This is a genomic window from Rhizobium sp. 01N447_2 (assembly GCF_056399245.1).
The window spans coordinates 94,013-113,439 of record NZ_JBFTQY010000006.1 but is presented as its reverse complement, the minus strand read 5'-3'; the positions used below and the strand labels follow the sequence as shown (position 1 = coordinate 113,439).

Annotated in this window: 19 protein-coding genes; 3 read left to right on the top strand and 16 right to left on the bottom strand. The window is 60.3% G+C overall.

All coding sequences use genetic code 11. The features are described 5' to 3' along the window. The first annotated feature begins 126 nt into the window (after positions 1-126). A complete protein-coding gene (locus AC1ECN_RS05575) occupies positions 127-1,917 on the top strand; it encodes a methyl-accepting chemotaxis protein (protein ID WP_018069370.1) in 1,791 nt (596 codons plus the stop codon). Further along, a complete protein-coding gene (locus tag AC1ECN_RS05570; RefSeq protein ID WP_018069369.1) occupies positions 1,917-2,390 on the top strand; it encodes a chemotaxis protein CheW in 474 nt (157 codons plus the stop codon). Before AC1ECN_RS05575 ends, AC1ECN_RS05570 begins: the two co-directional genes overlap by 1 nt. Before the next feature lie 151 nt (positions 2,391-2,541). Here the strand turns inward: AC1ECN_RS05570 and AC1ECN_RS05565 are convergent, their stop codons facing one another. From AC1ECN_RS05565 to AC1ECN_RS05490, 16 genes are all read right to left on the bottom strand, one after another. Continuing rightward, positions 2,542-3,375, bottom strand: a complete 834-nt coding sequence (locus tag AC1ECN_RS05565; RefSeq protein ID WP_024320151.1) for an inositol monophosphatase family protein — start codon at positions 3,373-3,375, stop codon at positions 2,542-2,544. A gap of 105 nt (positions 3,376-3,480) precedes the next feature. Next, positions 3,481-4,374, bottom strand: a complete 894-nt coding sequence (locus tag AC1ECN_RS05560) for a ribokinase (RefSeq protein WP_130657692.1) — start codon at positions 4,372-4,374, stop codon at positions 3,481-3,483. A 23-nt stretch (positions 4,375-4,397) separates the two neighbouring features. Continuing rightward, a complete protein-coding gene (locus AC1ECN_RS05555) occupies positions 4,398-5,045 on the bottom strand; it encodes a TenA family protein (protein ID WP_477952416.1) in 648 nt (215 codons plus the stop codon). Between the two features lie 2 nt (positions 5,046-5,047). Then, positions 5,048-5,890 (bottom strand): BtpA/SgcQ family protein, encoded by an 843-nt coding sequence (locus AC1ECN_RS05550; RefSeq protein WP_477952415.1) that lies wholly within the window; start codon positions 5,888-5,890, stop codon positions 5,048-5,050. A gap of 33 nt (positions 5,891-5,923) precedes the next feature. Further along, positions 5,924-6,697, bottom strand: coding sequence for a glutamine amidotransferase (locus AC1ECN_RS05545; protein ID WP_477952414.1), 774 nt, complete (start codon positions 6,695-6,697; stop codon positions 5,924-5,926). 36 nt (positions 6,698-6,733) lie between these two features. Next, positions 6,734-7,813, bottom strand: a complete 1,080-nt coding sequence (locus AC1ECN_RS05540) for a phosphotriesterase family protein (RefSeq protein WP_477952412.1) — start codon at positions 7,811-7,813, stop codon at positions 6,734-6,736. Positions 7,814-7,817: 4 nt separating this feature from the next. Continuing rightward, positions 7,818-8,822, bottom strand: coding sequence for an ABC transporter permease (locus AC1ECN_RS05535; RefSeq protein ID WP_018069361.1), 1,005 nt, complete (start codon positions 8,820-8,822; stop codon positions 7,818-7,820). Beyond that, the gene (locus AC1ECN_RS05530; RefSeq protein ID WP_024320145.1) at positions 8,819-9,640 is read right to left on the bottom strand and encodes an ATP-binding cassette domain-containing protein; all 822 of its coding nucleotides are present in this window, start codon (positions 9,638-9,640) and stop codon (positions 8,819-8,821) included. Before AC1ECN_RS05530 ends, AC1ECN_RS05535 begins: the two co-directional genes overlap by 4 nt. Next, complete coding sequence (locus tag AC1ECN_RS05525) at positions 9,637-10,590, bottom strand: ABC transporter substrate-binding protein (RefSeq protein WP_131706466.1); 954 nt, start codon at positions 10,588-10,590, stop codon at positions 9,637-9,639. Before AC1ECN_RS05525 ends, AC1ECN_RS05530 begins: the two co-directional genes overlap by 4 nt. 38 nt (positions 10,591-10,628) lie before the next feature. After that, on the bottom strand, positions 10,629-11,651 hold the full coding sequence (locus tag AC1ECN_RS05520) for a LacI family DNA-binding transcriptional regulator (protein WP_477952409.1): 1,023 nt from the start codon (positions 11,649-11,651) through the stop codon (positions 10,629-10,631). Between the two features lie 248 nt (positions 11,652-11,899). After that, positions 11,900-12,976, bottom strand: coding sequence for an ABC transporter ATP-binding protein (locus AC1ECN_RS05515; RefSeq protein WP_130679458.1), 1,077 nt, complete (start codon positions 12,974-12,976; stop codon positions 11,900-11,902). 61 nt (positions 12,977-13,037) lie between these two features. Beyond that, entirely contained in the window at positions 13,038-13,925 is an 888-nt protein-coding gene (locus AC1ECN_RS05510; RefSeq protein WP_018069356.1) for a carbohydrate ABC transporter permease, read from the bottom strand. 3 nt (positions 13,926-13,928) lie between these two features. Continuing rightward, complete coding sequence (locus AC1ECN_RS05505; RefSeq protein ID WP_024320141.1) at positions 13,929-14,837, bottom strand: carbohydrate ABC transporter permease; 909 nt, start codon at positions 14,835-14,837, stop codon at positions 13,929-13,931. A 66-nt stretch (positions 14,838-14,903) separates the two neighbouring features. After that, positions 14,904-16,166 carry an ABC transporter substrate-binding protein gene (locus tag AC1ECN_RS05500; RefSeq protein WP_075223681.1) on the bottom strand — a complete coding sequence of 421 codons (1,263 nt, stop codon included), beginning with the start codon at positions 16,164-16,166 and terminating at the stop codon, positions 14,904-14,906. 102 nt (positions 16,167-16,268) lie between these two features. Beyond that, positions 16,269-17,168, bottom strand: a complete 900-nt coding sequence (locus AC1ECN_RS05495) for a sugar phosphate isomerase/epimerase family protein (protein ID WP_477952406.1) — start codon at positions 17,166-17,168, stop codon at positions 16,269-16,271. 11 nt (positions 17,169-17,179) lie between these two features. Next, positions 17,180-18,214 (bottom strand): Gfo/Idh/MocA family protein, encoded by a 1,035-nt coding sequence (locus tag AC1ECN_RS05490; protein WP_477952405.1) that lies wholly within the window; start codon positions 18,212-18,214, stop codon positions 17,180-17,182. Between the two features lie 136 nt (positions 18,215-18,350). Between AC1ECN_RS05490 and AC1ECN_RS05485 the strand changes: the two genes are divergently transcribed. Beyond that, complete coding sequence (locus AC1ECN_RS05485) at positions 18,351-19,394, top strand: substrate-binding domain-containing protein (RefSeq protein WP_477952404.1); 1,044 nt, start codon at positions 18,351-18,353, stop codon at positions 19,392-19,394. Positions 19,395-19,427: the final 33 nt, after the last annotated feature.

Here is a 19,427-nt window from a genome sequence, read left to right as displayed (position 1 = left end):
ACGAGTGCATTAGTACATTTACATATTATAAACGTCTTTATTTAAGAATTAGCACTACCAAAAGTAATGGTATTTGATGGGTTTCCGCACACGTTAACGGCCCATTGTGAAACGTTGGAGGAATGAATGTTGGGATTTGGCGCTGGCGCCGATGCAAAGGCCGTTCTCGAAGCGATGAGCAAATCTCAGGCGATCATCGAGTTCAAGCTTGACGGTTCAATCATCTTCGCGAATGAAAACTTTTGCCGGGCGCTCGGTTATCAGCTTTCTGAAATCGTTGGTCAACATCATCGCCTCTTCGTCGATCCGGCAGAAGCAGCCAGCTCCGACTACAAAGACTTCTGGGCAAAACTGGCGCGCGGTGAGTTCGATCAACGGCAGTATAAACGCATTCGCAAGGACGGCACGGAGGTCTGGATCGAAGCCTCCTACAACCCGGTCTTTAGCGGTGGCAAACCCTATAAGGTCGTCAAATTCGCGACCGATATCACCGCGCAGAAGCTGAAGGCGGCCGAAGATGGCGGCAAGCTGAACGCCATTTCGCGCGCCCAGGCGGTCATCGAGTTCACTCCGAAAGGCGAAATCGTCAATGCAAATGACAATTTCCTGACGACACTCGGCTATGAGCTGACGGAAATCCAGGGCAAACATCACTCCATGTTCTGTGAGCCAAGCTATAGCAACAGTGAAGATTATCGTCGGTTCTGGACGAGGCTTGCCGCGGGAGAATTCGTTGCGGATGAGTTCTTGCGTATCGGCAAGGGCGGCAAGAAGGTCCATATCCAGGCATCGTACAATCCGATCTTTGACATGAACGGCAAAGTGTTCAAGGTCGTCAAATTTGCGACCGATGTCACCACGCGCGTCGGAAATGTCGACCAACTCGCGGGAGCGCTGAAGGCTTTATCAGAAGGCGATCTGACTCAGACCATCGCCCTGCCCTTCCTGCCCACCTTGGAGAAGCTGCGCGCTGATTTTAACGACGCTTCATCGAAGCTTCGCGTTACATTGCAGACAATCTCGCAGAACGCTGGCGCCATCGCTGCGGCATCGCAACAAATACAATCTGCCTCGAACGATCTCTCCAAGCGTACCGAGCAGCAGGCTGCTTCCGTCGAGGAGACGGCCGCAGCGCTTGAGGAGATCACAACCACCGTCGCTGATTCCAGTTCCCGCGCCCAGGAAGCAGGGCAGCTTGTTCGCAAGACCAAGGAGAACGCGGAGAATTCTGGCAACATTGTCAGTCAAGCCGTGGATGCGATGGGCAAGATCGAAAAGTCCGCCGGCGAGATCGCCAACATTATCGGCGTGATCGACGAGATCGCTTTCCAGACTAATCTTCTGGCGCTCAATGCCGGCGTCGAAGCGGCCCGAGCCGGCGACGCTGGCAAGGGGTTCGCCGTCGTTGCCCAGGAAGTTCGCGAACTCGCCCAGCGATCGGCCAAGGCGGCAAAGGAGATCAAAGAGCTGATCAATGCCTCGAACGAACACGTCAAAAGCGGGGTTGCCTTGGTTGGTAATACCGGCAAGGCATTGCAGGAAATCGTGACCCAGGTCGTGCAAGTCGACGGTAATGTCGGCGCCATCGTCGAAGCCTCCAAAGAGCAGGCAACGGGTCTCAAGGAAATCAACACCGCCGTCAACACGATGGACCAGGGCACACAGCAGAATGCCGCCATGGTCGAGGAGACGACGGCCTCGGCGCATAGCCTTGCCAAGGAAGCAGAGCAGCTCTTCGATCTCCTCGGTCAGTTCAACATCGGGACAGGTGCCGGTGCATCTCGTGCTGCCCCGGTTGCAGCCGACCGGCATTTGCGGGCTATGCCGTCGCCAGCCCGTCAGATGACGGCGAAGGTGGCCCGAGCATTCAACGGGAATGGCGCGCTTAAAGGCGGCGACAGCTGGGAGGAGTTTTGATGGCGTCGATATCCAAAAATCGCGAGGGACGTACGTCTCTTGAAATCATTGCATTCCAATTGAATGGTCAGAGCTTCTGCATCGAGACCACCTCCATTCGAGAGATACGTGGATGGGCGGCTTCGACGCCGATCCCGCATGCGCCGCCGGAAATGGTCGGTATCATTAACTTGCGAGGCGTCGTCATTCCCACAATCGACTTATGTCGCAAGCTGGGGATGCCGTCGTCGGAAGCGACCGAACGCAGTGCAATCGTGGTCGCGGAAGTTCACGGCAAACCGATCGGCCTAATGGTGGATCAGGTCACCGATATGCTTTCGATCAACGCCGATGATCTGCAACAGGCTCCAGAGATTGTCAGTTCGCCGGACCGCTCATACTGTGAAGGAATTATCACTCACCAGTCTGGGATGATTTACTTTCTCAGCTTGACCAGAATGTTCGCTGACGACGACAAAGCATTGGCCGCTTAGTTGTCCCGGTTCGGCGTTCAAATCAAAGAGTAGAGCATGATGTCGTCCGAAATCCGCCCATAGACATCATGCTCTAGCACCGCGCCAACACAGTTGTCGGCTTGGCATCCGCTCATGCGGAAGCGGGATGATTGCACCGGAATGCGCCGGTTCATGTCTTGATCTGGAAGCCTCCCAGCAGCCATGGATGTAACGCCTTGCTGGCGGCCAGGATATCGCTCTTTCCGACAACCTTAGCGCCGGAAAAACGGGTGACGATGCCGCCCGCCTCTTCGACCATCAGCGCCGAGGCGCCGAAATCGTGGAGAGACAGCCCGTCTTCGAAGAACCCGTCCAGCCGGCCGCAGGCGACATAGGCGATCGACAGTGCCGCCGAGCCGAGGCGGCGCACGCCTGCCGTATTCGCCATCAGGCGTTTGATCGCATCGAAATAGATCTCTTCGGAAACCGCCTTGAGCTGGCCCGGGATCGGCAGGCCGGCGCCAACGAGCACATTTTCGATGTCGCCGACATCGGCGCAGCGGATGCGCTCGCCGTTCAGATAGGCGCCGCCGCCGATCTCGGCGCTGAACAGCTCGTCCTGCATGGCATCATAAACGACGCCCATGACGAGCCTGCCGCCTTCGACGATCGAGATCGTCATGCCGAAATGCGGAATGCCCCAGGCGTAATTGGTCGTGCCGTCGATCGGGTCGATGTAGATGATTGGCGTTTCCGGACCCGCCGTGCGGTTGCCGACGGCTTCCTCGCCCTGGATGGCATAGTCCGGGAAGGCCTTCGTCATCTCGTCGACGATGATTCGCTCGACGGCAACATCGATTTCGGTCTGATAATCGCGCGGCGCCTTGGCGAGCATTTCTGCCGACGTTCGTCGCCGCAGGGAGCCGCGGGCGGTTTCGCCCGCCTTCAATACCGTTTCGGCAAGCACGACGAGGCGGGAGGAGGCGGTCGGGGAAAGACGCGCGGAAATCGGGGAAGTTGTCATGAGAAAAGTCCGGATGCTGCTGATATGACGGAGTGAATCGCAAGGAGCCCATCCCTTCGCAGAGGCTGATGATGGTTTTATGAAGCTGCAAGCCACACCGAGCGGCTATCTCAGGATCGCTTCAAGCTCGGAAATGGTCGGAAATGCCTTTCTTGTTCCATGTCTTGAGACGGTGATGGCTGCGGCTGCAACTGCGTGTTCGATGGCTAGCCTGTCCAGCCGCTGCCCGCGCAGCGCGCAGGATGCAAGTGCTGCGGCCATGAAGGTATCGCCTGCGCCCGTTGTATCCACAACATCGCAGATCTGGGCGGGCACTTCGATACTATCGTGCCGGTTCACGAGCGTCGCGCCGTCGCCGCCCAGCGTCAGGACGATTTCGCGCAGCCCCCGGCTCAGAAGATATTCGGCAGCATCCCTGCCCGTCGTTCCCGTCAGGGCCTGCGCCTCGCCCTTGTTCAGGAAGGCGATGTCGATCAGATCCCAGAGATCGGAGAAATAGGAGCGCACCGGCGAGGGATTGAAGGCGGTGACCATGCCGATCGCTCTTGCATGCTCCAGGATGTCGCGGGTCGTCTGGTCGGACAGATTGCCTTGCAGCATCATCAGATCGCCGGAGCCGGCCGTCGACAGGATACGCCTGACATCGAAGAGGGACAGGCTTTGCGCCGATTGCGTCGTCGTGACGATGGCATTTTCGCCGCCCGGCAGCCGGAAGATGATCGAGACGTCGCTCGATGCATCTTTCATTTCGATCAGTTCGCTCCGAAGCGGCTCGTCTGCGAGGTAATGGCGTATCGTATCGGCCCTCGCATCCCTGCCGATAGGCGCCACCAGCGTTGTCGGAACGCCGCAGCGGGCCATGACGACAGCCTGGTTCGTGCCCTTGCCGCCGAGATCGCTACCCCCGGCATTGCCCAGGATGGAGGCGCCGATGACGGGAAGTTCGGAAACGGCGATGGTTTCGTCGATGGCGACGTTACCGATTATGTAGGCGCGCATGCATCCGCTTTCGCAAGGTGAGGCTAAAGGTAAGGCGCATCGTGAAAATCGACCTCGAGCTGCATCGCCCGGCCGAAGATCGCGCTGAGCCGCGCTTTTTCATCCTCTTCCAGCGTTTCGCCTGTCATGTCGAGTTCATTCTTCAGCCATTGCGCCTGGGCGGCGAAATTCGGATCGACATGCAGGTCGACCCATTCTTTTAAGAGCGGATCGCTGATCGGGCGGTTGGCTGCTTCCTTCGACCATGTCCAATACATCCACTCGGCCGCAAACATCGCCGCGACCGTGTCGAGGAAACCGCCTTGGCGGGCGATCTCCAACATGCCGGTGCGAAAGGCCTCGACCTCGGCGATGCCGGTATCGAAGGACGAGGGATCGATGCCGCGGCTGGCGAAGGTGCGCTCGAAATAGGCGATTTGCTCGTTGGCGAGCGCATCGAGAACCGCGATCAGCCAACGCTTCTGCATCATCGTCTTGGCGGTCGCCGCCGCATAGGCGAAGATCGAGATGGCGCTGTCGACGAAGGCCCCTTCATAGACGAGATAACGTTCGAAAGCCGCCTTGCTCAGCGTGTCGTTCTTGACGTCCTCGACGAAGCGGTGGCTCAGCATCGTCCGGAAGACAGCATCGTTCTCGCGCAGGATGCGGGCCGAAAGGCTCTCTGCCGCCATGCTCAGCCCTCCAGTCCCGGTTCGGCCGCCGCCCGGAAGGCGCGCACCCGCTCGACGTCGACCGGGTTCCACCAGACGCCGCCGCGCTTCAACGAAGACGCAACGATGACGCCGTTGGTGCGGCGGAGAATATCGACGATATTGTCCTTGTTGACGCCGGAGCCGACGAGCAGCGGCAGGTGTGTCGCCGCACCGATCTCCTCGATTTCTTCCATCGTTGCCGAATTGCCGGTTCGCTGGCCGGTAGCGATGACGCCGTCGGCATCGAAGAAGGCGAGATCGCGCGTCAGTTCCTGGATCGAGCGGTCGGCGACGATGGCGTGGCTGCCATGCTTGACGTGGCTGTCGGCAAAGACCTTGATGTGCTCGGCCCTCAACAGCGAGCGGTAGCGCATGGCCTCGGCCGCCCTGCCCTCCATGAAGCCTTCATTGGCGACATAGGCATTGGCCCATTGATTGACGCGGATGAATTTGGCGCCACCCGCCATGGCAATGGCGAAGGCTGGAATCGGTGCGTTGGCCAGCACGTTGACACCAAGCGGAATGCCGGCGGCGCGCGCGATCCGGTCGGTGACGACGGACATGAAGCCGGTCGTCTCGGGGCCGATATCCTCGGGCTTCGAAAACGGCACATCGCCGTGATTTTCGATGATCAGCCCATGCAGGCCGCCTTCCACGCAGGCTTCAGCGTCGCGCATACACGCGTCGTAGATCGCATCCATCGCAGCCCCCCGGTAGCGCGGCGCGCCCGGAAAGGCCGGGCAATGGATCATGCCGATCAGAACCTTGTCCCTGCCGAAGATATCCCTGATGGCGTTGGACGGCCTGTCCGAAATTTCCTGCATGTCACTCCCTTTCCAATTCCGTGCGCGGTAAAATCACGCCTGCTTTTCGGTGAGCCAGCCGAGGATGTTCTTCCAGAGCCGGCCGTAGCCTTCCCATTCGCAGAACGCGGGCGAGAGCCAGTGCGGGCCGATATCCGACGTCCAGGCCGCCGTCCGCCCAGTGCCGTGCGTGCCGACGACGAGCAGCGGATGGCCGCCCTGATCCTCCGGCAGGCGCGCGACGATCTCGACATCGGCATGGTCTCGCACTTCGACCTCGTTGACGCCGAGAAGCACCGGCCAGGCGCCTTCGAGACCCTGCATCGTCGGATGCTCCGGCTTCACGACCTCAGCAACGGTGCCCTCGGGAATTTCGACGCGGTCGTCATACGGCAGGCAGGTGACGGGCAGCGTGTCTTCGACGGGGGTACGCCGCCAGCGCGCCTTGCCGTCGATGCCCTGGAAGGAGAAGTAGCCGCCGACCATCAGCAGGCCGCCGCCCTTCTCCACCCACGCCTTCAGAAGCTTCAGGCGGTTCGGCACGGTGCGCGAATGCAGCCACACATCCGGCGGCAGCAGCAGCGAGTTGGCGCCGATATCGGAGAGAATGATGGCGTCATAGGCGTCGAGCCCGGCGATCTCGAAGGGGAACTTCTCCACCGCCTCATGCGCCGGCATATAGGTGAGCTCGAAGGCGCTGCCGGCGAGCGCCTTGACCAGCGGTTCGGCGCCGAGATGGAAGGTGACGCTGCCGAACTGGTCGAAGCCTTTGTAATGCGTGGCGGAGCTGACCCAGCTCTCGCCGACAAGGAGGATTTTTTTTGTCATGGTCTGCGGTACCTGTGATCGATTGAATTGATGGAGCTAAGCTCCGGCATGAAAGACGCGGCGCGGATTGCTGCGCATCATTTCGTCGAGAACCGTCCTGTCGAGGCCGTGCCGCTGAAGACGGGGAAGGAAGTGGCGGAGGATATAGGCGTAGCCATTGCCGCCGTAATGCGTCAGCATCATCTTCAGAAAGACGTCGTGCGACAGAAGAATCCGGTCGAGATAACCGGCCTCGACGAGACGCACGATCGCACGCGCCGCCTCCTCGTCGCTCGGGCATTGCACCTGCTGGTCGGCATAGAAGAAATCCATGCCGATCATGTCGTATTCGATGAAGGCGCCGCGCTCCGCCAGCTCGCTCTGGTAGGCGATGTCGTCATGCGACGGATTCATATGGCAAAGCACGGTGTGGCGGAGATCCGCCCCCTCCTCCGCCACCACGTCGAGCACGCGGTGGCCGAGACGGAACCAGCCCGGCAGATGCACCATCAGCGGAAGCCCGGTCAGCACCTGTGCGCGTGCCGCACCGCGCAGCGACTTCTCCTCCTCAGCGGTGAAATCCGAGGAGACGCCGATCTCGCCGATCAGGCCGATCCTGACGCCGGTGCCGTCGACCCCTTCCCTCGCCTCGCGGACGATTTCACCCGCGATGTCGTCGACGCCCATCGCGGCGACGCCTTCAGGATGTGAGGAGCCGAGGTAATAACCCGCCCCCATCACGATGTTGAGACCGGATGCTTTCGAGATGCGCTGGAGTGCCAGGGGATCACGGCCGATGCCCTTGCAGGTCGGTTCCACCACGGTGCGCCCGCCCGCCGCGGCGAAATCCTTGAGTTCTGTCACTGCCAGATGTTCGTCATCCAGCGTGATATTGTGCTTGTTGACGAAGGGGTCCTGCCGGAGTTCGCCGAGGATCTCCATGCAGACGAAGCTTTCGGCGAGATATTGCCGTTCCGGCGTCTTCGGCGCATGCCACCAGCAGCGGCAGTCGTTGAGGATATGCTCGTGCATCAGCGTCACGCCGAGTGCATCCGCCGAGATGGAGCCGGTAACGGTCATCACCTTGCCGGAGCGGACATGGGCTTCGGATAGGCTTTCTGTTGTCTGCTCGCTCATCGCTTCATCCTTTCCTGCCCAGCCGGAAATGGAAATTGGCCGTGAAGATGCGCGTATTCAGCCAGATGGCGACGAGGATGATGGCGCCGGTGACGATCTGGGTGAAGAACGGCGATATGTGCATCAGGATCAGGCCGTTGCCGATGACGGCGATGGTCAGCGTGCCAAGCACGGTGCCGAGGATGGTGCCGCGTCCGCCCATCAGCGACGTTCCGCCGAGCACCACGGCGGCGATTACCTGCAGCTCGAAACCGACGGCGGCATTGGACGAACCGGAGCCGAGGCGAGCGGCGATCAGCAGGCCGGCGACGGCGCAGGCGACGCCGGAGATGATATAGACCGAGGCGATGATCCATTTGGCGGGCATGCCGACGCGCCGCGCCGCCTCTGCATTGGAGCCGACCGCCACGACCTGCCGGCCATATTTGGTCGCGGTGATGACGACATAGCCGAGAATGGCGATGGCGACGGCAATGACCGCTGGGATCGGGAAGCTGAGGATTTCGCCCCGACCGAGCGCGAAGAAGCCCGGCGCATCCTTGATCGGAATCGAATAGCCCTGGGTCAGATAGAGCGCCAGGCCGCGCAGGATCGAGAGGCCGGCAAGCGTGACGATGAAGGCCGGGATGCCCTGATAGGCGGTAAACCAGCCCTGCACCAGCCCCATGAAGCCGCCGAGCACGATCATGCCGATGACGACCGACGGCCAGGGAACACCCATCGCCATGATGATCGCCGCAACCGCATTGACGAGCGCGACCTGCGATCCGACCGAAAGATCGATGCCGCCGGTGATGATGACGAAGGTCATGGCGATGGCGACGATCAGGATGGGAGCGGCTTGGCGCACGATGTTCAGGATGTTGCCGAGCGTGAAGAAGGTTTCGCTGCCGATCGAGAAGAAAATCATGCAGGCGAGGAAGAAAATGGCGATCGACAGGACCTGTGCGTGTTCACCGAAGAAATCGGCGACGCGCGAGCCGTGGCCGCGTTCCGTATAAGCCGTCATTGCCTGGCTCCTTCACCGACGATCAGCCTGACGAGATCTTCGAGATTGGTGCTGCCGATCTGCCGTTCGGCCACCTTCGTGCCCTCGTACATCACCGCAATGCGGTCACAGACCCGGAAGAGATCCTGCAGCCGGTGGGTGATGAGGATCACCGAAACCCCATTTGCCTTGACGCGGTTGATCAGGGCCAGAACCGCCTCGACCTCGGCGACGGCAAGTGCGGACGTCGGCTCATCCATGATCAGCACCTTCGGCTTGAAGGAGGCGGCGCGTGCGATCGCGATCGCCTGACGCTGCCCGCCGGAAAGCTGGGCGACCTTCCCGGTCAGCCTCGGGATGCGGATCTCAAGCGAATCCAGCATCTTGCGGGCTTCGGACAGCATCGTCCTGGTGTCGAGAAACGGCCCGCGACTGAGTTCGCGGCCGAGGAAGAGATTGCCGACGACATCGATATGGTCGCAGAGGCTGAGATCCTGGAACACCATTTCAATATTTCTGCCACGCGCGTCCGCGGGGCCGGAGAAGCGAACCTCCTCACCTTCCATGGTGATGGTGCCGGCATCGGGAATGTAGGTTCCCGAGATGATCTTCGTCAGCGTCGATTTGCCGGCGGCGTTATCGCCGACGAGGCCCAGGCATTCCCCGGGGAAGATGTCGAGATCGACGCCGCGCAACGCCTGGTGCGAGCCGAAGGACTTGCGGATGCCGCGCAGCGAGATGCGCGGGTCGGATCGGGTGCCGCCGGATGTGCCGGTTCCGGAGGGTGCGACCCCTCCGGAACCGGCGGCAGCGATGTCACGCTGTCCGCTCTCGATCATTTGAAGACGGCCCGGTATGGCTCGACATTCTCCTTGGTCACGATGGTGATCGGCACCGAGATCGTCTTGGTGACGGCTTCGCCGGCCGAGGCCTTGACGAGCGCGTCGACGGCGGCACCGCCCATCGCGGCCGGATCCTGCTGGACGACGGCGATGACGAAGCCGGCATCGATGCCGGCAATGGCTTCGGCAGTCAGATCCCAGCCGAACACCTTGATCTTATCCTGCTTGCCCTGGCTCTGGACGGCGGCGATCGCTCCCATCAGGGCCGGCTCGCCGGTGGCGTAGATCGCGGTCAGGTCAGGATTGGCGGTGATCAGGTTTTCGGCCGCCGCAAGGGCGTTGTCCTGGATGTTCTGCCCGTCGACGACGCCGGCCATTTCAATGCCGTCGACGCCTTTCAGGGTCTTCTCGAAGCCGTCCTGGCGGATGTTCTGAATGAACGAGTTCAGCGCGCCGACAACGCCGAGCTTGGCCTTGCCGCCCATGTTCGCCTTGACGTAGTCGAGGAAGTATTTGCCCATGTCGGCGCCGGCCGCGGCGTTGTCCACGCCGATCTGCGCCTTCTGCGGACCATCAGGCAGGATGGCGTCGATGGCGACGACGGGAATGCCGGCATCGGCCGCCTGCTTGACCGCCGGCATGATGCCGTTGACGTCGATCGCCACGACGGCAAGCCCGGAGACCTTTTCCTGGACGTAGGTTTCGATGGCGCTGTTTTGCGCCGTCGTCTCGTTGTTGGCGTTGAAGATCACCAGCTTGACGCCGGCAGCATCGGCCGCCTTCTGGGCGCCCTCATTCATCTGGTTGAAGAAAAGCGCCTGCTGGTTGATCTGCACCAGTGCGACCGTCTTCTTTTCCTGCGCCTCAGCGCTGGACAGGCCGATGAAGGTCAATGCCGTAAAGCCGGCGGCTGCGATCATCGTTCGTCTTGTCAAATTCAGTGTCATGTTCTCATCCTCTTTTGGTTTTTTGACGTTGCTGATTATTATTTCGCAGGCGGCGCAACGGAGTTCCGCACCACGATTTCGACAGGCACCAATTCCTCCGAAGCGGATGGTTTCCACTCGTGCCAATTGGTTTCTAGAAGCAGCTCCAGCGATCGCCGGCCGATCTGGCGCACCGGCTGGCGGATGGCCGTCAGCGGCGGCGCAAAAAGATGAAGCGGGCCGACATCGTCGAAGCCGATGACCGAGATGTCGCCGGGGATCGAGACGCCCCGGCTGCCGAAGACCTCGACGAGCCCGATGGCGATCTCGTCGGAGCTGGCGAAGATCGCCGTCGCCTCTCGGTCTCCGGCGAGATATTCGAGCGCCGCCGCACGGCCGTATTCGATGGTGTATTCGCCGGCATAGCGGTCGACCCGGGCTTCCTCGCCATGCCGCTCCCTCAGCGCCTTCAGCAGGCCGTCATAACGCCTGCGGGCGCTGATCATGCGCTCGTCGCCGCCGATGAAGAGAACGTGGCGATGGCCTTGCTCGGCCAGGTGCTGGCCGGCGAGATAACCGCCCTGCTCATTGTCGCAGAACAGCTTCGGCGCCTTCGAATCCGGAATGTCCTCATCGACGATGATGACCTTGCCGCTGCCGTTGATGAGGGCAGCGAGCGCACCGTCGTCGGGATGGTTGGTGACGAAGATCAGGCCGTCGACGTGATTGCGCTCGATCAGTTGCAGATATTCGATCTCGCGCCCCGGCCGGTTGAGCGTGGCGTGCAACGAGACCGCAAGCTTCTTTTCATCGGCCGCCTGCTCGACGGCGGCGACAAGGGTCGCGAAGAAAGGGTTGGCGATATCGGGCACGACGAGGCCGATCGTGTCCGAGCGCCCCCTGCTTAAGCGACGCGCATGCGGGTTCGGCCGGTAGTTCAGCGTCTTGATCGCATCCTCGATGCGCTTCTTGGTCTGAAAGGGAAGATCGAGGCTTCCGTTGACGAAACGCGACACTGTCGTGACCGACACGTTGGCCGCGGCTGCAACATCCTTCAGACTTGGTGTCGTTCCCTTGGCCATTGATTGGACCTATTGTAAAGCGGTTTAGTAAAGCGCTTTACAAGACAATATCGATTGCTCGCCGTTGTCAACAGCGATGAATGTGCAGGATCTATTTTTCTTGCCGATCGAAGCTCGACTGGCAGGCCGTCAGGCGATCGTCGGCTCGAGCTTGTCGCGCAGCCAGTCGCCGGCGATGCTTTCGAGATCTGGCTCGACGGTGTCACCCGGTTCGATTTTGACAATAGCAAGCCGACGGGCCGCGGCCTTTATATGGCGTGGTCCGTCGAGGCGTCGAAGAGATGGATCTGGTCGGGATCGACCGACAGTCCGATCATGTCTCCTGCCTTGACCCTGTCGCGGCGCGTCTCGACGATCGTCAGTTCCGGCTGGGTCTCCGCGACGATGAAGGTCGAGGAGCCGGTCGATTCGACGAATGCAATCGGCACATCGAAGCTGCCGTGTCCGGGCTCGACGACGCCGATATGTTCCGGACGGATGCCGGCGATGAGCTTACGTCCGGGCTCGATGGCACGGGTGATCGCAAGCGTCTGCTTCATCGCGCCGAAGTCCAGGATCAGGCTCTTGCCGTCTTCCGCGGCAATCGCGGGAATGAAATTCATGGCCGGCGAGCCAATGAAACCGGCAACGAACCGGTTTGCCGGCCGGTCGTAGAGGTCGAGCGGCGCGCCCTGCTGTTCGATGACGCCATCGCGCATCACCACCACATGGTCGGCCATCGTCATCGCTTCGATCTGGTCATGGGTGACGTACACCGAGGTGGCGCCCAGCCGGTCGTGCAGGGCGCGGATTTCCTTGCGCATCGAGACACGGAGCGCTGCATCAAGGTTGGAAAGCGGCTCGTCGAACAGGAAGGCCTGGGGATTGCGGATAATGGCGCGGCCCATGGCTACACGCTGCCGTTGGCCTCCCGAAAGCTGGCGCGGATAACGGTCGAGCAGCCGGGAAAGACCGGTGATGACAGCGACTTCCTCGGCTTTCTGCTTTGCCTCAGCCTTGGGGACGCCGTGCATTTTCAGCGAATAGGTCAGGTTCTGTTCCACCGTCATATGCGGATACAGGGCGTAACTTTGAAAAACCATGGCGATATTACGCGCCCGCGGCGGCACGTCGTTCATCACCTCGCCGGCAATCTTCAGCGTGCCGCCGGTAATTTTTTCCAGCCCGGCAAGCGAGCGGAGCAACGTGGACTTGCCGCATCCGGACGGACCGACCAGCGCGACGAACGTGCCCTTGGGAATTGAAAGGTTGACATTCTTAAGCGCGTGAAAGGCGCCGTAGTGCTTCTCGATGCCCAAGAGTTCGATCTGGATGTCCTGGCTCATGCCGAAAACCTTGCTGGTCCCCAACCGGGACCGATGAGATGGCCAAGGGTGAAAAATGTCGTCATTTGACTGCTCCGGCGGCGATGCCGCGCGTTAGCGTGCGTTGGAAGATCAAGAAGAAGATCACGGTCGGTATTATACCCAGGAAAGCCGCCGAGGCCTGCAGCACCGGGTCCGACATATTCTGACCGCGGGTGAGGCCCATGGCGACCGAGACCGTCTGGTTGTTATTGGACACCAGCATGACGAGCGGGATCAAGAATTCGTTCCAAGTCCAGATGAAAAAGAAGGTTCCCAGGACCATGAGTGTCGGCCGCAGTACTGGGACGACGACGAACCAGAGCGTTTTCCAGTGGGTCGAACCATCCATCTCGGCCGCTTCGAGGATTTCCTTGGGAAAGGTACTCAGCACGGTCGATAGCAGGTAAGTCCCGAAAGCGCTTTGCAAGACCGCGAAAATGATGATCACGGAAAGCTGCGTATCGTAGAGACCGCTCGCTTTGGCCATGTAGTATAGCGGGTAAATGATCGACTCCTGCGGCACCATAATGCCCAGAAGAAAGACCACCAAAATCACGCGCGAACCCGGCACCTTGCCGACCCCAATCGCATAGGCGTTGAACAGGCTTATCAGCACCCCCAACACTGACACAGCGAGACTGATCACCACGCTGTTGAGCAGCTTGCGGCTGAAATCAGACACCGTCCAGAATTTCTCGATCGCCGTGAGATCGATCGACCGGGGAATCGATAGCGGTCCGCCAACCGCGTATTCGGCACTGGCCTTGACGGCGTTGAGCAGAGCAAGGAAAAAGGGAAAGAGCGTAAAGGCGAGGAGTAGAATAAGGATGGCCAGCACCACCCACCGCATGGGATCGCGTCGCGCGCGATCGGCTGCCGCCGTCGCCTTTGTCTTGGTCGTAACATCGCTGAGAACTGAGTAAGCCATGATCTACTCCTTCGACTCCTGCTGGCTCTGGAAGCGTAGGAAAATGACAGCCAACGCAATCGTCAGAGTCGTTTGCACGACCGCGATGGCCGCGGCATAGCCGACGCGCTGTGTTGTGAAGAAGTGGTAGTAAGTCAGATAGGATGGCACGAGGGTGGCATTGTCGGGGCCGCCGGCGGTGATGACAAAGATTGGCGCAAAGACTTTAAGCGCTGCGATCAGCGTGGTCAGAACAACGACGAAAATCTCCGGCGCCAGAAGTGGAATGGTGATCGTCACAAACCGGCTCCACCAGTTTGCCCCATCGAGCTCCGCAGCCTCGTAGAGAGAAGGGTCGATACGCGAAAGACCGGCCATGAAAACCACCAGACAGTAGCCGACCTGTATCCAGACAATGACGAGCGAGACGGCAGCAAGCGCGTATGTCGCATCGCCGATCCAGTTCTGTGCAAAATTACCCAGGCCGATGGCCTTTAGCGTGATGTTGATGACACCGACGGGATTCAGAATCCAGCCCCAGAGAACGCCCGCGACCGTTACGGGCAGAATCTGCGGTAAGTAAAAACCGGCCCTGAAAAAGCTCGATACCCATTCACCGAATTGGTCCCTGACATAGTCGAACAGCAGAGCGGCCAACACCAGGCCAATGCACACCGGTATGACGGTCATCGAAACGATGAACAGCAGCGTGTGATACATCGATCCCCAGAATTGATCATCCGTCAGCAGGCGATGATAATTCTGCAGGCCGACCGGTCGTGGCGTGCCGACGCCTTTCCATGCCGTGAAGCTCAGCCCGAGATTAGCAAGCTGCGGTATGAGTACGATTAGAATGAAGCCGATCGTCCCCGGAATGAGATAGAGGCTATAGCTTCGTGAACCGTCGCTCGATCGCTGGCTGGATATGGCCATATCATTCTTCCTTCAGCCTCGCATGCTGGGCTGCGCCTTGGGCGCAGCCCAGCATTCAAGGTCGCGCTACTGATTTTCCTGCGTGTCGTCGTAAACCTGCTTGATCTGTTCCACGAACTGCTCCGCAGTAAGACTGCCCTGGAAGAGACCGGTGTCTTTCTGGTTGAGCACGTCGTAGTAGCCGGGAACCGGCCAGTCAGGATAGAAACCGAGGCCGCTTTTGTCAGAGATCTGCTTGAAAACCGCTGCGGCGTTCTTACCGATGGGGTTGGTGATGACGGAAAGATCAGCGGCGATCGGCACGCCGCCGGCATTGCCGAGTTCAGCTTGATATTTCGGCGATAAGGTCAGGCTGATCCACTCGGCGGCGAGATCGGGATTCTTGCTACCCTTGGGAACGACCCAGAGATTGCCTGTCGAGCCGACCGAATATTTCGGCGTCGGAATGACGAACTGACCCCACTTGAAGTCCTTGATGGTCGAGGCGAAGGTGCCGAGATTCCAAGTGCCCGAGACGTACATCGGCGCCTTGCCGGAGGTGAAGAGCAGAGCCGCGTCCGGGTCCTTCATGCCCGTGGAGTCCTTGTTGATGTAGCCCTTTTTGACCCAGTCGAGCAATGTCTGCGCCGCATAGAGGTAGGGCGCGCCGTCGAGGGGAGCCTTCAAACCCTGATAATTCTGGACCCAGGCGTCATCGGCCTTGGTATAGGCTAGAGAGGCTAGCAAGTGCTGGCCACTGGTGTCGATGGCGCCGAGCGCGAGAGGTGTGAGACCCTTCTGCTTGAAGGCTTCCATGTCAGCGACCCACTCTTCGAGCGTCGTCGGCGGCTTGAGGCCTGCCTTTTCGAACATGTCAATATTGTAGAAGCACGAAACATATTCGCCGAAGACCGAAACGCCCCAAACAGGGCCGGAGCCATAGATGCCCTTTTCGTCATAACGGCTAAGGACAAGATCGCCTTCGTTAAGGATCTTGTCCCAGCCTTCCTTCTTCACATAGTCATCCAGATTGGTCAGTAATCCCTGGCTTGCAACCAAGCCAGCGGTCGCATTGCCCTTGTTGTACTCGAGCACGTCGGGGGCCTGATCGGAATTGAGGATCATGCCGCCTGAGGCCTGCAACTGCTGAAAGGTCTTCTGCTCGAAGCTGACGTTGATGTCCGGATGTTTCGCCTTGAACTCCTCGAGCGCTTTCTTCCAGACAATGCCCTGAGCCGTGGTCGGCTCCTCGAACCACCAAATCTTGAAGGTCTTCTGTTCGGCATGGCCGACCGAAGTCATCAGCATCGCCGTGCCGAGTGCTAGCGCAAGTCTTGCAATTCTTTTCATGCTTTCCTCCCAAAAAAGCGGCCGCGCCGCGAAAAGACCCAAGTTAGTCAGTCATGGAGCCGCCGGGCCTCCCAGCCCGGTGGCAATAGCTTAGGCGGTCGATCAGGGATCAACAACGAAATCTCCACCCCGGCACTTCTTCAGATAGTTGAGCCCGTGAACCTGACCAGTCATCTCCAGCGCGTCGCGATAGACCGGGTCATGCCAGCCTTCGATGTCGATCGAGCCGGACCAGCCGGCAAGGCGCAGCTCGGAAATGATGTCGGTCCAGTTGCTGTCGCCGAAGCCCGGCGTGCGCATGAAGACAAACTTCTCCTTGCCGAAGATACCGTGTTCCTTGATGACCTCCCAGCGGATGGTCGCATCCTTGCCGTGGACATGGAAGAATTTGTGCGCCCACTTGCGGATCTGCGGCAAAGGATCGATCAGATAGACCATCTGATGGCATGGCTCCCATTCCAGACCGATATTATCATCCGGGGTCTCGTTGAACATCAGTTCCCAGGCATCGGGATTGTGGGCGATGTTCCAGTCGCCGCTTGCCCAATTGCCGTCCATGGCGCAATTCTCGAAGGCGATCTTGATGCCCTTGTCGGCAGCGCGCTTGGCGAGCTCGCTCCAGATCTGCTTGTAGCGAGGCAGGCTGTCTGTCAGCGGCTTGCCGCGGATGCGGCCGGTGAAGCCTGCAACGCAGGTGGCGCCGAAATGATGGGCATTGTCGATGCAGTCCTTCCAGCCCTGCAGCGTCTCGAGGTCGATCGCGGTCTCCTCCAGCGGATTGCCGAACATGCCGAGCGTCGAGATGGTGATGTCGCGGTCGCCGATCGCATCGAGGCAGCGTTTGCCGAGTTCGGCAAGGTCCTGGCCCTTCGTCGTCTGCCAGAAGAAAGGCTCGAAGCTTTCAAAGCCCATTTCGGCGATCTCGCCGATGCGGGTAGCGGCATCGCCCTTGTTGCCGCTGACCATGGTGCCGATGCGAATGGATTTTGCAGGGTTGCTCACGTCAGTTCATCCTATGCTGAAATTTCGACGCGCTTGCCCGTCCTGGCGCTTTCGATCGCGCCGAAGACCATGGCAAGGCTTCGGATATTGTCGGAATTGGCGGTCTCGGGCCGTCTGCCGGTGCTGATCGCCGCGATGAAGTCGGCGATGACGCTGGCGTGGCCATGGGTTTCCTCGTCGTGTTCCGGACCGGGAACGTTTACGACAGCGTGCCCACGCAAAAGGCCGGGCTCTTCACCGGCGACAGTCGCCTTGAAACTCTCCTCGCCATCCCAGATGAGCATTCCCTTCGAGCCGACGAGGCGCCACTGGCTTTCCCAACTGGTGCGTTCGCCTTCAGCGCACCAGGAGCCGCGATAGGTGAAGACGATGTCATCGGAAAATTCGAAGATGGCGTTGGCCGAGGCGCCGTGCCGATACCACGAGCCCTTCGGATTGCGCTCGACGCAATAGACGGCGAGCGGCTTCCGGCCGGCGACGTAGCGCGCCGCATCGAAGGTGTGGATCGCCATGTCGAGAAGCAGGACGTTGTCCATCTCTTCGCGGAAGCCGCCGAAATGCGGCGCCAGGAAGAAGTCGCAATGGATGCCGGTGAGTTCGCCGATCGCGCCGCTGTCGACGAAGCGACGCAGGCGCCTCACGCCTGATATGAAGCGACGGTTCTGGATGACAGCGTGGATGCGGCCGGTCTCGGCGGCAAGGTCGACCAGCGCAGCGCCCTCGGCAAGCGAGGCCGCCATCGGCTTTTCGCTGAGCACATGGCAGCCGGCCTTGAGTGCCGTCGAAACGACGTCGTAGCGTGCGGCCGGAATGACGATGTCGAAGACCAGGTCGGCCTTCGTGGCCGCGATGACGTCGGACAGGTCCGAACCGATGACGGCGCCTTCAAGCCCGAACTCCGCGGCAAGCTTTTCCGCCGTCTCCCGGTTCAGGTCGACAAGGCCGACGATGGTGATGGAGTCGGCCAGCAGCGGGTTGGAAGCGATGGCTCGCAACCAACCTTTGGACATAGCTCCGCACCCGCACAGAATGGCACTGAATTTCACGATTTCCTCCAGGGGAATGGTGTCAACTCTCCTCGTGACACGCACTCCGTAAACGTTTACGACTGTATGCGGAAACATTTTGCGGTGTCAATAGACGCCAAATGGGAAATTACCGATGGGAGGAAAATCGTCAGCGATGAAGGGGATTCGCCAGCTTGCCGAACACTTGAATATCTCGATCGGCACGGTCTCCCGCGCGCTGAACGGCAAGCCTGATGTCAATCAGGAAACCCGCCGGCGGGTGCTGGCAGCAGCCGAGGAACTCGGCTACGTCGCCAACCAGTCTGGGCGGAGCCTGAGGCAGGGCGAGACGAAGGTCATCGGATTGATGATCGAATCCAGTAAGGAGACGGTCGAGAACGCCGACAACTTCTTCCTCGGCGTCACCAGCGGCCTGCAGAGCGTCTTTGCCCGCCACAAGCTCGACCTCATCATGCTGCCCTGCCCGAGTGACGAGGACCCGCACGAATATCTGAAGCGGATGGTGGCGCGGCGCATCGTCGATGCGATGATCATCTCGGACACGCGGCGCGTCGACCGGCGCATCGACTTTCTATCGCGGGCGAAGATCCCCTTCGTCGCGCTCGGCCGCAGCCTTTCGGCCAGCAATTTCCCCTGGATCGATCTCGATTTCGAGGGCGTGGCCGACCATGCCGTCGAGCGGCTGATCACGCTGGGCCACCGCCGGATCGCGATCACCGCGCCATCGAGCGAGGCCAACCTCGGCTATCTCTTTATCGACAGCTATCGCCGCGCGCTCGAGCGCCACGATATTCCCTTCGACCCCTCGCTCGTCATTCGCGTCAAGTCGAGTGAACAGGGCGGCTATCAGGCGGCCCATGAGCTGCTGCTGCTCGAAGAGCGGCCGACGGCGGTGATCCTGATCTACGAGCTGATGGCGATCGGCCTTTACCGCCGCCTGATGGAATCGGGCGTCAAGCCCGGCCGCGACCTTGCGGTGATCGGCTTCCGTGACGCTCCGCGCGCACGGTTCCTGCAGCCGTCGCTGAGCTGCTTTCGCATCTCGCTCTACGATCTCGGTGTCGCGCTCGGCCGGATGCTTCTCGCCACCATGCCGGCTTATCGGCAGTTCTATCCGGGAGGCGACCGCAACATCATCTGGCCCCTCGAACTGATGCCGGGCGAAAGCGACGCGTTTCGGGTTGGGGTCATGGCCTGAGCGCTATCGGCTTGTTTCCGGAAAGCAGAAGCG

Bases quoted from the DNA above. Each gene is read 5' to 3' on its own strand.
- AC1ECN_RS05555 (WP_477952416.1), bottom strand. From the start codon at position 5,045: ATGGCGGCAGAGAGCCTTTCGGCCCGCATCCTGCGCGAGAACGATGCT.
- AC1ECN_RS05505 (WP_024320141.1), bottom strand. From the start codon at position 14,837: ATGGCCATATCCAGCCAGCGATCGAGCGACGGTTCACGAAGCTATAGC.
- AC1ECN_RS05560 (WP_130657692.1), bottom strand. From the start codon at position 4,374: ATGCGCGCCTACATAATCGGTAACGTCGCCATCGACGAAACCATCGCC.
- AC1ECN_RS05485 (WP_477952404.1), top strand. From the start codon at position 18,351: ATGAAGGGGATTCGCCAGCTTGCCGAACACTTGAATATCTCGATCGGC.
- AC1ECN_RS05515 (WP_130679458.1), bottom strand. From the start codon at position 12,976: ATGAGCCAGGACATCCAGATCGAACTCTTGGGCATCGAGAAGCACTAC.
- AC1ECN_RS05540 (WP_477952412.1), bottom strand. From the start codon at position 7,813: ATGAGCGAGCAGACAACAGAAAGCCTATCCGAAGCCCATGTCCGCTCC.
- AC1ECN_RS05510 (WP_018069356.1), bottom strand. From the start codon at position 13,925: ATGGCTTACTCAGTTCTCAGCGATGTTACGACCAAGACAAAGGCGACG.
- AC1ECN_RS05530 (WP_024320145.1), bottom strand. From the start codon at position 9,640: ATGATCGAGAGCGGACAGCGTGACATCGCTGCCGCCGGTTCCGGAGGG.
- AC1ECN_RS05565 (WP_024320151.1), bottom strand. From the start codon at position 3,375: ATGACAACTTCCCCGATTTCCGCGCGTCTTTCCCCGACCGCCTCCTCC.
- AC1ECN_RS05520 (WP_477952409.1), bottom strand. From the start codon at position 11,651: ATGGCCAAGGGAACGACACCAAGTCTGAAGGATGTTGCAGCCGCGGCC.
- AC1ECN_RS05545 (WP_477952414.1), bottom strand. From the start codon at position 6,697: ATGACAAAAAAAATCCTCCTTGTCGGCGAGAGCTGGGTCAGCTCCGCC.
- AC1ECN_RS05570 (WP_018069369.1), top strand. From the start codon at position 1,917: ATGGCGTCGATATCCAAAAATCGCGAGGGACGTACGTCTCTTGAAATC.
- AC1ECN_RS05500 (WP_075223681.1), bottom strand. From the start codon at position 16,166: ATGAAAAGAATTGCAAGACTTGCGCTAGCACTCGGCACGGCGATGCTG.
- AC1ECN_RS05550 (WP_477952415.1), bottom strand. From the start codon at position 5,890: ATGCAGGAAATTTCGGACAGGCCGTCCAACGCCATCAGGGATATCTTC.
- AC1ECN_RS05525 (WP_131706466.1), bottom strand. From the start codon at position 10,590: ATGACACTGAATTTGACAAGACGAACGATGATCGCAGCCGCCGGCTTT.
- AC1ECN_RS05575 (WP_018069370.1), top strand. From the start codon at position 127: ATGTTGGGATTTGGCGCTGGCGCCGATGCAAAGGCCGTTCTCGAAGCG.
- AC1ECN_RS05535 (WP_018069361.1), bottom strand. From the start codon at position 8,822: ATGACGGCTTATACGGAACGCGGCCACGGCTCGCGCGTCGCCGATTTC.